The sequence below is a fragment of the Mycobacterium sp. genome, assembly GCF_051006775.1.
Taxonomy (GTDB): domain Bacteria; phylum Actinomycetota; class Actinomycetes; order Mycobacteriales; family Mycobacteriaceae; genus Mycobacterium.
In genome coordinates, this window is the sequence record NZ_JBPCSX010000097.1 from 1 (window position 1) to 9,740 (window position 9,740).

7 protein-coding genes are annotated in these 9,740 nt (G+C 67.2%); 5 read left to right on the forward strand and 2 right to left on the reverse strand.

Annotation, left to right across the window (positions count from 1 at the left end; genetic code table 11):
• Positions 1-552, forward strand: a 552-nt coding sequence (hypB, locus tag ACR2JI_RS07200) for a hydrogenase nickel incorporation protein HypB (protein ID WP_526389399.1), incomplete at its 5' end; no start/stop codon positions are given.
• A 29-nt stretch (positions 553-581) separates the two neighbouring features.
• On the opposite strand, the gene ACR2JI_RS07205 is transcribed toward hypB, so the two are convergent.
• A complete protein-coding gene (locus ACR2JI_RS07205) occupies positions 582-2,744 on the reverse strand; it encodes an acyl-CoA dehydrogenase family protein (RefSeq protein WP_526389400.1) in 2,163 nt (720 codons plus the stop codon).
• Positions 2,745-2,883: 139 nt separating this feature from the next.
• Here ACR2JI_RS07205 and ACR2JI_RS07210 point away from each other — a divergent pair, with 139 nt between their 5' ends.
• Positions 2,884-4,419: a molybdopterin-dependent oxidoreductase gene (locus tag ACR2JI_RS07210; RefSeq protein WP_526389401.1), complete on the forward strand. Its 1,536-nt coding sequence runs from the start codon at positions 2,884-2,886 to the stop codon at positions 4,417-4,419.
• A 4-nt stretch (positions 4,420-4,423) separates the two neighbouring features.
• Here ACR2JI_RS07210 and ACR2JI_RS07215 read toward each other — a convergent pair whose 3' ends face one another.
• The gene (locus ACR2JI_RS07215) at positions 4,424-5,713 is read right to left on the reverse strand and encodes an ATP-binding protein (protein WP_526389404.1); all 1,290 of its coding nucleotides are present in this window, start codon (positions 5,711-5,713) and stop codon (positions 4,424-4,426) included.
• Positions 5,714-5,868: 155 nt separating this feature from the next.
• Here ACR2JI_RS07215 and ACR2JI_RS07220 point away from each other — a divergent pair, with 155 nt between their 5' ends.
• The 3 genes from ACR2JI_RS07220 to ACR2JI_RS07230 all read left to right on the forward strand — a co-directional run bounded on the left by ACR2JI_RS07220 (position 5,869) and on the right by ACR2JI_RS07230 (position 9,644).
• Positions 5,869-8,160, forward strand: a complete 2,292-nt coding sequence (locus ACR2JI_RS07220) for a carbon starvation CstA family protein (protein ID WP_526389402.1) — start codon at positions 5,869-5,871, stop codon at positions 8,158-8,160.
• Positions 8,160-8,297: a CstA-like transporter-associated (seleno)protein gene (locus ACR2JI_RS07225; RefSeq protein WP_526389405.1), complete on the forward strand. Its 138-nt coding sequence runs from the start codon at positions 8,160-8,162 to the stop codon at positions 8,295-8,297. Before ACR2JI_RS07220 ends, ACR2JI_RS07225 begins: the two co-directional genes overlap by 1 nt.
• A 138-nt stretch (positions 8,298-8,435) precedes the next feature.
• Positions 8,436-9,644: an acyl-CoA dehydrogenase family protein gene (locus ACR2JI_RS07230; protein ID WP_526389403.1), complete on the forward strand. Its 1,209-nt coding sequence runs from the start codon at positions 8,436-8,438 to the stop codon at positions 9,642-9,644.
• Positions 9,645-9,740: the final 96 nt, after the last annotated feature.

Below are 9,740 nucleotides of genomic sequence, written 5' to 3' on the forward strand. Positions count from 1 at the left end.
CCGGGATCGGGTAAGACGACCGTGCTGGCGGCCACCCTCGACGAGCTGGCCGGCGACATCGCCGTGGGTATCGTCGAAGGAGATATCGCCACCGATCTCGACGCCGCAAAACTCGGCGGCCGGGGCGCGCAGATCTCGCTGCTGAACACCAACAATGGTTTCGGCGGTGAATGTCACCTGGACGCGCCCATGGTCCATCGGGCACTGGAGGGCCTGGACCTGGCGCAGCTGGACCTGGTCGTCATCGAGAACGTCGGAAACCTGGTGTGCCCCGCCGAGTTCGACGTCGGCGAGCACGCCAAGGCAATGGTCTATTCGGTCACCGAGGGCGAGGACAAGCCGCTGAAGTACCCGGTGATGTTCCGTTCGGTGGACGTTGTTCTGCTCAACAAGATCGATCTGGTGCCCCATCTGGACGCCGATGTGGACACCTACATCGACCGGGTGCGGCAGGTGAACCCGACGGCAACCATCTTTGCGGTCAGCGCCCGCACCGGCGAGGGCATGGGCGCCTGGTTCGACTGGCTGCGCGCGTTCACGAAGAAGTCCTGATATCAGACGGTGCCCCCGGAGGCCCGCGGCTACTTGATCAGCGGGTCGCGCGGCATGCCGAGGATGCGCTCGGCGATCTGATTGCGGGCGACCTCGGAGGTGCCGCCGGCGATCGCCATTCCGCGGGCGCCCATCGCCGCTCGCGCAGCCAGCGCACCCTCGCCGGCATCGAGCACCATCTCCGGACCGAGCAGGCCGGCCGCGATCACGCCCTGTTCCTGAAAGTGTTCGGCCAATTTGAGTTTGGTGATATTGCCCTCCGGCCCCGGGCCTGCGCCCTCGATGCTGCGGGCGGCGCTACGCAGGTTGAGCAGCCGTAGAGCCTCGTCCTCGGCGAGGAATCTGCCGACCCGCTGGACCGCGCCCACCATCCGGTCGCCGTGGGTCTGGGCGAGGTGCACCAGCCAGGCCGACGCCGGGGCGAGGTCACCACCACCGCCGCCGATGCTCACCCGCTCATTACCAAGGGTTGCGCGCGCGACGGTCCAGCCTGCGTTGGGCTCGCCGACGACGTCCTCATCGGGCACGAACACGTCGTTGAAGAACACCTCGTTGAACTCAGAACCACCGGTGATCTGACGCAGCGGCCGGACCTCGACGCCGGGCGCTTTCATGTCGAGGATCACCATCGTGATGCCGGCATGCTTGGGCCCGTCGAATTCGGTACGCACGGTGGCCAATCCGCGTCGGCAGTAGTGCGCCCCGCTGGTCCACACCTTCTGTCCGGTGATCTTCCAACCGCCATCGACGCGGGTGGCTCTGGTCTTGACCGCCGCAGCGTCCGACCCGGCCGACGGCTCGGAGAACAGCTGGCACCAAATCTCATCCTTGCGCAGTGCCTTCTCCACGAATCGTTCGATCTGCGAGGGCGTTCCGTGCTGGATGAGAGTGAGAATCACCCACCCGGTGATCCCGTAGCCAGGCTTCTTCACATCCGCCGCGGCGAACTCCTCTTCGCACAGCAGCTGCTCCACCGCCCCGGCGGCGCGACCCCACGGCTTGGGCCAGTGCGGCATCAGGTAACCCGTCGCGATCAGTTCATCGAGTTGGGCCTTCTCGTCCAGCGCGGCGATACGTTGCGCCTCCGCGCGGATCTCGGTGCGCATCGCCTCGGCCTCGGCCGGCAGGTCCAGGCTGTTGGCACGGTTGAACCCGGCCGCGGTGAGGGTGAACACGTCGGTGGCCGGGCCATCACCGCCGAGCAGCGCCTGCAGTGTGAGCGCGCGCCGCAGGTGCAGATGGGCGTCGTGCTCCCAGGTGAACCCGATTCCGCCGTGCACCTGAATGTTCAGTTCGGAGTTGCGGACATAGGCGCTGAAAGCCAATGTCGCGGCGGCAGCGGCAATGAGCCGGAACTGATCCTCATCTTCACCGGCGGCGCGGGCGGCGTCCCATACGGTGGCGACGGCGGACTCCGATGCAACCAGCATGTTGGCGCAGTGGTGCTTGACCGCCTGGAAGGTCGCGATGGTGCGGCCGAACTGCTCGCGCACCTTGGCGTACTCGACGGCGGTGTCCACACAGTCCGATGCGCCGCCGACGGCCTCAGCCCCGAACAGGGTGCGGGCGCGGGCCAGCGCGGCCTGCCGCGCGCCGGGCAGGACGTTATCGCCGACGGCGACGTTGGACAGGGTGACGTGACCGGAGCGCCGGGTCAGGTCCAGGCTGCCGGGCAGATTTTCGGTGACACCGGCGGCGGTGCGCTCCACCACGATCATGTCCTCGCCGGCCGCCAGCAGGAGCACGTCGGCGAGGCCGGCGCCGAGCACCACACCGGCGTCACCGGAGGCGTGACCGTCCGACACCGCCACGTTGCCACCGAAACCGACTGCGGCGGTGCGGGATCCGTCGATCAGCCCGGGCAGCAGCCGGGCTTTCTGCTCCTCGGTGCCCACGGCGTCGATCACCGCGGAGGCGACGACCGTCGGCACGAACGGGCCAGGCGCCACCGCCCGACCGAGTTCGTCGATGACCACCACCAGTTCCGTCAGCCCGAATCCCGAGCCGCCGTGGCGCTCATCGATGTGCAGACCGAGCCAGCCCAGTTCGGCCAGTTCCCGCCAGAACGGTGGCATGGTCTCCTTGTCGGCGTCGAGCAGTTCCCGCGCCGCCCATCGCGCCTTCTGCGCGGTCAGGAAGGAGCGGGCGACCCCGCCCAGTTCGCGGTGGTCATCGGTGAGTGCGATGGGCATCGATTGTCTCCTGTGGTCTGCGGTACGGCTCCCGCCATCGGACGCTACCGCCCGCCCGCCGGGGCACGGCAGCCGCGTCGGCGCTCCGTCATGGTTCAGTCACGCCCGCGCCGGTCAGCGAGGGCTAGCCTTATTTCCCATGACAGAAAGGTCAGCGGGTATGCGGTTGGGCGCGGGCGTAGCTGCCGCGGCCGTGGGTGTCGGGGTGGCGCAGCTACTGGCGACCTTCTTCTCCCCCGCCGCCGATGTCCGCACATCGGTGGGCAGCGCGGTGATCAACCTGACGCCCGGCCCGGTCAAGGAATGGGCCATTCAGACCTTCGGCACCTCCGACAAGCTGTTCCTGACGGTGATGGTGCTCGTGGTGATCGCTGTCGCGGCCGCGATCACCGGCATGTTTGAGCGCTCCCGCGTCCCGGTGGGCAGCCTGGCGATGATCGTCGCCGGCGTGGCCGGCTGCGCGGCCGTGCTCACCCGGCCGGGCGCCGGCATCGCCGACATCATCCCCACCGTGGTCGGGGTCGCGTGCGCGGTCGCGGTGCTGCGGCTGCTGACCTCCGGACGGATCACCGACGGTGAGGCGCCCGCGGCCGGCTCGGGAGCGGTGGATCCCGGCCGGCGGCTGTCCCTGATGACCCTCGGTTTCGGCGCAGCTGGACTGGCCGCCGGTGTCACCGGCGTACTTCTAACTCGCCGGTTGCGGTCGGTATCCGGTGAGCGCGACACCCTGGCGCTGCCCAGCCCGGCTTCCCCGCCGGCGCCGCCACCGGCCGATGTTTCGCCCAGAGGTGTCGAGCTGCCGAGTTTCATCACACCGAATGACAAGTTCTACCGGATCGACACCGCACTGAGCGTGCCGCAGGTGTCGCGGTCGCAGTGGCGGTTGCGCATTCACGGCATGGTCGATCAAGAGGTGACCTACAGCTTCGAGGATCTGCGCCAGTTCGAGCCGATCGAGAAGACCGTGACACTGACGTGCGTATCGAATCCGGTCGGCGGAGACCTGATCTCGAATGCAACCTGGACCGGGTACCGGGTTCGGGACCTGTTGCGGGCGGCCGGGATTCGTGCGGACGCCGACATGGTGCTGTCCACATCCGTGGACGGGTGGACCGCCGGAACTCCGGTCGAGGCCCTGACCGACGACCGTGACGCGATGCTGGCTATCGGGATGAATGGCGTGCCCCTTCCGGTGGAGCACGGTTACCCCGCCCGGCTGGTGGTGCCAGGGCTGTACGGATTCGTCTCGGCGACAAAGTGGTTGAGCGATCTGGAGCTGACCCGCTTCGACCGGGCGGAGGCCTACTGGACGAAGCTCGGCTGGTCACCCCGTGGGCCGATCAAGACCCAGTCGCGTATCGACGTGCCGGGCAACGGGTCACGGATCGCGGCGGGCCCGACCACTTTCGGCGGTGTCGCCTGGGCGCAGCACCGCGGCATCAAAGCCGTCGAGGTACGCATCGACGACGGGCCCTGGCAGCCGGCGCAACTGGGTGCGGCCTACTCCAATGACACCTGGCGGCTGTGGTCGTTTCCGTGGAACGCCACCCCGGGTCCGCACACCGTGTCGGTGCGCGCCACCGACAACACCGGTGCGGTGCAGACCGGGGATCAGGCCGGGGTGATCCCGGATGGCGCCACCGGCTGGCACACCGTATCCATCGACGTTCGCTGATCCGCTACAGCCGGGCGAAGTCCTCCTTGCCGCGCTCGAACTCCGCCAGCATCTCCGCGGACAGGGTGGGCCTGATCTCGCTGATCGCCCGCAGGTAATCCCCGGTCTCGGCCGGCTGGCCGCGAGCGTCGAGCATCTCCCGCTCGAACGCCGCCTGCGCACCCTTCCGGGCGGCGAACTCGATATCGGCGGGGGTGAACAACTCCGAGGCGGTGACCAGGCGGTCGACGTCGATGTGGGCGTTGGCATGATCACTGGCCGCGCCCAGGTAGCGCTGCCAGATCGCCCGGCGGGCCGGCTGATCGGGTGGCCCCACCGGAATCACGTAGTCGAACCGGCCGGGACGCAGGAAGGCGGAATCCAGCGAGTGCACCGCGTTGGTGGCACAGACCAGCAACCTGCTGTCGTGCTGCCGGAACGCCGGAATCAGTTTGAGCAACTCGTTGGTGACGCCCAGTTCGGCGGTGGACGCCCCCGACCGAGCGGTGGCGATCTCCTCCACCTCGTCGATGAACAACACCAGTTCGTCGAGTTCGGCGAGTTCGGCGAATGCCTCCCGCAGCGAGGCCGCCAGTCCTCCGCTGCCGGTGGCCGCCAGCCGCGACGGGAACAGTTCGACGAACGGCCAGCCCAGCCGCGACGAGATTGCCTTGGCGAAGCTGGTCTTCCCGGTGCCGGGCGGTCCGAACAGGATCACCGCCTTGGGCGGCTGAACCCCGTAGCGGTCCGCGATATCGGGGTGGGCCAGCGGGTCGACGATGCGGCGCTCGATGATCGACTTCTCGGTCTCCATCCCCGCCATATCGCCCCATAACCCGGGCGGCAGGATCTGGCCGCCGAGTTCGTCGAGCAGATTGGCCTGATCGAGACCGAGGTGCTCGAGCATCTCGTAATAGACCAGTCCGTCGCGGCGGGCATAGCCCGAGTTCTCCAGGGCCGCAGTGCCGGTCGCCCCCTCCGTCAGCACCGCACAGATGCGACGCACACCCTGGGAGCGCAGCCGGCGCTCCAGATCTGAGAGCAGCGCGCTGCCGATACCGCGGTGCCGCCACCGGGAACTGAGCGCCACCAACAGGATCCAGGCCCGCTCGCCCTGGGTCTGCGCCACCGCCATTCCGACGACCTCGTCGCCCACCTCGGCGACCACCGCGGGCTGACCGGCGCGCGCGGCCGCCATCACCTCGGCCACGGTGAACACCGGCTCGGCAGAACCGGGTCCCCGGCTCTGGTCCCACACCTGAATGGCTTGGTCCAGGTCCTCGTCGTGATAGTCACGCAATCGCCACGCGGGCATCTCATACCTCCTCGGTCGAGCCCGCGCCTCGGGGTCGAAGTAGTTGAGCCTGCCGGGAATAGCGGTGCGCGCATCCCCCAACCGGTTGATATCGGCAGGGAAGCCGGTCACCGTGGGAGGATCACAGCCAGCGCATCCGCAGACCTGAGGAGGGCATGGTGTCAGCGCCCACCGCGCCGCCGGACCGCATCGAGGAGGTCCGCGGCGACGTCACGTTCGTCCGCACCGACAAGAACCTGCCCCCGGTGGCGATCATCGACCGGTCGCCGATCACCGGCAGGCACAAGCTCGCCTTCGGCGCCGTCGCGGTCCTGGGCGCCGTCGCCTGGGCCGTGATCGCATTCCTGCGTGGCGAGACAGTCAACGCGGTGTGGTTCGTCATCGCGGCGATCTGCACCTATGTGATCGGGTTTCGGTTCTACGCGCGGCTGATCGAAATGAAGATCGTCCGGCCGCGCGACGACCACGCAACCCCGGCCGAGATCTACGAGAACGGCACCGATTACCTGCCCACCGACCGGCGGGTGCTCTTCGGACATCACTTCGCCGCGATCGCCGGGGCCGGCCCACTGGTGGGCCCGGTGCTGGCGATTCAGATGGGGTATCTGCCGGGCACCATCTGGATCATCGTCGGCGCGGTCATGGCGGGCTGCGTCCAGGACTATCTGGTGCTGGCGATCTCGACGCGCCGTCGCGGACGCTCCCTCGGGCAGATGGCGCGCGACGAACTCGGCGCGATCGGTGGAGCGGCCGCGATCGTCGGTGTTCTGGTGATCATGATGATCATTCTGGCGGTGCTGGGCCTGGTGGTGGTCAACGCGTTGGCTGAAAGCCCCTGGGGTGTCTTCTCGATCGCGATGACAATCCCGATCGCGATCTTCATGGGCCTGTACCTGCGCTTCCTTCGTCCGGGCCGGGTCTCGGAGGTGTCGCTGGTCGGGGTGGCGCTCCTGCTGCTGGCGGTGGTGGCCGGTGGCTGGATCGATCACACCGGGTGGGGGACGGAGTGGTTCACCCTGTCCAAGGTCACCCTCTCGTGGTGCCTGATCATCTACGGACTGGCCGCCTCGGTGCTGCCGGTCTGGTTGCTGCTGGCCCCGCGGGACTATCTGTCGACGTTCATGAAGGTGGGCACCATTGCACTTCTGGCCGTCGGCATTCTGCTGGCTCGGCCGGTGATGCAGGCGCCGGCCATCTCGCAGTTCGCCACATCCGGTACCGGGCCGGTGTTCGCCGGCTCGCTGTTTCCGTTCCTGTTCATCACGATCGCGTGTGGGGCGCTCTCCGGTTTCCATTCGCTGATCGCGTCGGGCACCACTCCGAAGCTGCTGGAGAAGGAAGGCCAGATGCGGCTGATCGGATACGGCGGCATGATGACCGAGTCGTTCGTCGCAATCATGGCGTTGATCACTGCGGCGATCCTCAACCAGCACCTGTACTTTGCCATCAATGCCCCGGGAGCCCAGACCGGCAGGACGGCCGAGACCGCGGCCTCCTACGTCAACCAACTCGGACTGTCCGGGGCGCCGATCACCCCGGCGGAGATCAGCGACGCCGCGGCCAGTGTCGGGGAGAAGTCGATCGTCTCGCGCACCGGTGGCGCGCCCACGCTGGCGTTCGGTATGGCCCAGGTGCTGTCGGTGTTCGGCGGCAGCGGGCTGAAGGCCTTCTGGTACCACTTCGCGATCATGTTCGAGGCGCTGTTCATCCTCACTACCATCGACGCCGGCACCCGGGTGGCACGGTTCATGCTCTCCGACGGCCTGAGCAACCTCGGCGGCCCGCTTCGACGCCTGCACGATCCGAGTTGGAGACCCGGGGCGTGGGCGTGCAGCATCATCGTGGTTGCGGCGTGGGGTTCGATCCTGCTCATGGGTGTCACCGATCCCCTCGGCGGCATCAATACGCTCTTTCCGCTGTTCGGCATCGCCAACCAGTTGCTCGCGGCGATCGCGCTGACGGTGGTCACCGTGGTGGTGATCAAGATGGGATTGCTGAAATGGGTTTGGATTCCGGGCATTCCGCTGCTCTGGGATCTGATCGTGACGCTCACGGCGTCATGGCAGAAGATCTTCTCCGGCGATCCGAAGTTGGGCTACTGGACCCAGCACTTCCAGTTCCGCGACGCCCTGGATGCCGGCAAGACGTCGTTCGGGTCGGCCAAGGACATCGGCCAGTTACACGCGGTGGTGCGTAACACCTTCATCCAGGGCACGCTGTCGGTCGTCTTCGCGGTGGTCGTGGTGATCGTCGTGGCCTCTGCCGTGGTGATGGCACTGCGATCCATACGCGGTGACGGCCCGCCACCGGCCGCCGAAACCCCAGTGCCATCAAAGCTTTTCGGGCCATCTCGGTTGTTCGCCACACCCGTGGAGAAGGAGGTGCAGAAGCAGTGGGACGCATTGCCGAAATCGGCCGCCAGATCCGCTGGTACGTCGGCGCACTGATGGGCGACAGCCACTATGCACGCTACGTCGAGCACTGCCGTCGCACCCATCCGGACGGTCCCGTCCTCGACGAGGCGGAGTACTGGCGGCTGCGCCACCGGGCTACTGAGTCCAGTCCAGGGGCACGCTGCTGCTGAGCAGCAGCGCGGTCGGAGGGGTTCTCCTGGCGGGTGGTGGTCGATGACACCACCGGCGGAGGCCGAGACATCGAAAGTGGCACCCGTCACGCCGACGGTCTACCGTTTCGGCCAACAATCAGATAAGAGGTGGCCGGGATGGACCTGACGTGGTCGGTGAAAGATCTCGAATTCCGCGACGAAGTGCGGGCGTTCCTGGACGAGAGACTCCATCCTGACCTGCGGCAGGCTGGCCGACTGATGACCAGCGTGTACGCCGACCACGAGGCCAGCATGGCCTGGCAGGCAATCCTGCACGAACGCGGCTGGGCCGCCCCGGCCTGGCCTCCTCAGTACGGCGGGTGCGACTGGTCGCTGACCCAGCATTACATTTTCAGCCGCGAGTCCACCCTCGCCGGGGCGCCGTCGCTGTCCCCCATGGGAATTCACATGGTGGCCCACGCGATCATCGCCTTCGGCACACCCGAACAGAAGGACTACTTCCTGCCCCGCATCCTCACCGGTGAGGTGTTCTTCTGCCAGGGCTACTCCGAACCGGAGTCCGGCTCGGATCTGGCCTCGCTGCAGATGGCCGCCGTCGACGACGGTGATGATCTGGTCTGCACCGGCAGCAAGATCTGGACCACCCATGCCATGGAGGCGAACTGGATCTTCACCCTGGTGCGCACCACTCGGTCGGCCAAGAAGCAGCATGGCATCACCTTCGCGCTCATCGACATGACGACCCCGGGTATCGAGATCCGTCCGCTGGTGATGACCTCCGGCGAGGAGGTGCAGACCCAGATCTTCTTCTCTCGTGTTCGGGTGCCCAAGTCCAATGTGATCGGGCAGATAGACGACGGCTGGACGGTGGCCAAGTATCTGCTGGAGTTTGAGCGCGGCGGTGGCGCCGCTGCACCCGCGCTTGCGGTGATGTCGGAGCGGATCGCGGCCAATGCCGGCCAGCTGATCGATGATCCCGCGTTCGCGGCCAAACTCGCCGACGTCCGCATCCGCACCGAGGTATTGGAGATCTTGGAGTACCGGGTGCTGGCCACCGTCGCCGCGGGCGGCAACCCGGGTGCGGCATCGTCGATGCTGAAGATCCTGTCCACCGAACTGAGTCAGGCCATCACCGAACTGGCCATGGAGGCCGCCGGCCCGCGCGGACGGGTCTACCAGCCGCATGCCGCCCGGCCCGGCGGCCCGGTGTCTGATTACCTCCCGCCGCCGGACGGCTATGTCAGCGGCGAGCCGTGGCAGGCGGTGGCGCCGCTACGTTACTTCAACGACCGGGCCGGCTCGATCTACGCCGGCAGCAACGAGATTCAGCGCAACATCCTGGCCAAAGCGACCCTCGGTCTTTAGAAAGAAGCGGCTGTAGGACATGGACTTCAACCTGAGCAGTGAACAGGAACTTCTGCGTGACGGACTGAGCAAGTTCCTGGCCGCACGCTACGACCT

Excerpts from the sequence above, each read along its gene's own strand:
- ACR2JI_RS07215 (WP_526389404.1), bottom strand. The coding sequence starts at position 5,713 with ATGCCCGCGTGGCGATTGCGTGACTATCACGACGAGGACCTGGACCAA.
- ACR2JI_RS07230 (WP_526389403.1), top strand. The coding sequence starts at position 8,436 with ATGGACCTGACGTGGTCGGTGAAAGATCTCGAATTCCGCGACGAAGTG.
- ACR2JI_RS07210 (WP_526389401.1), top strand. The coding sequence starts at position 2,884 with ATGACAGAAAGGTCAGCGGGTATGCGGTTGGGCGCGGGCGTAGCTGCC.
- ACR2JI_RS07220 (WP_526389402.1), top strand. The coding sequence starts at position 5,869 with ATGGTGTCAGCGCCCACCGCGCCGCCGGACCGCATCGAGGAGGTCCGC.
- ACR2JI_RS07225 (WP_526389405.1), top strand. The coding sequence starts at position 8,160 with ATGGGCGACAGCCACTATGCACGCTACGTCGAGCACTGCCGTCGCACC.
- ACR2JI_RS07205 (WP_526389400.1), bottom strand. The coding sequence starts at position 2,744 with ATGCCCATCGCACTCACCGATGACCACCGCGAACTGGGCGGGGTCGCC.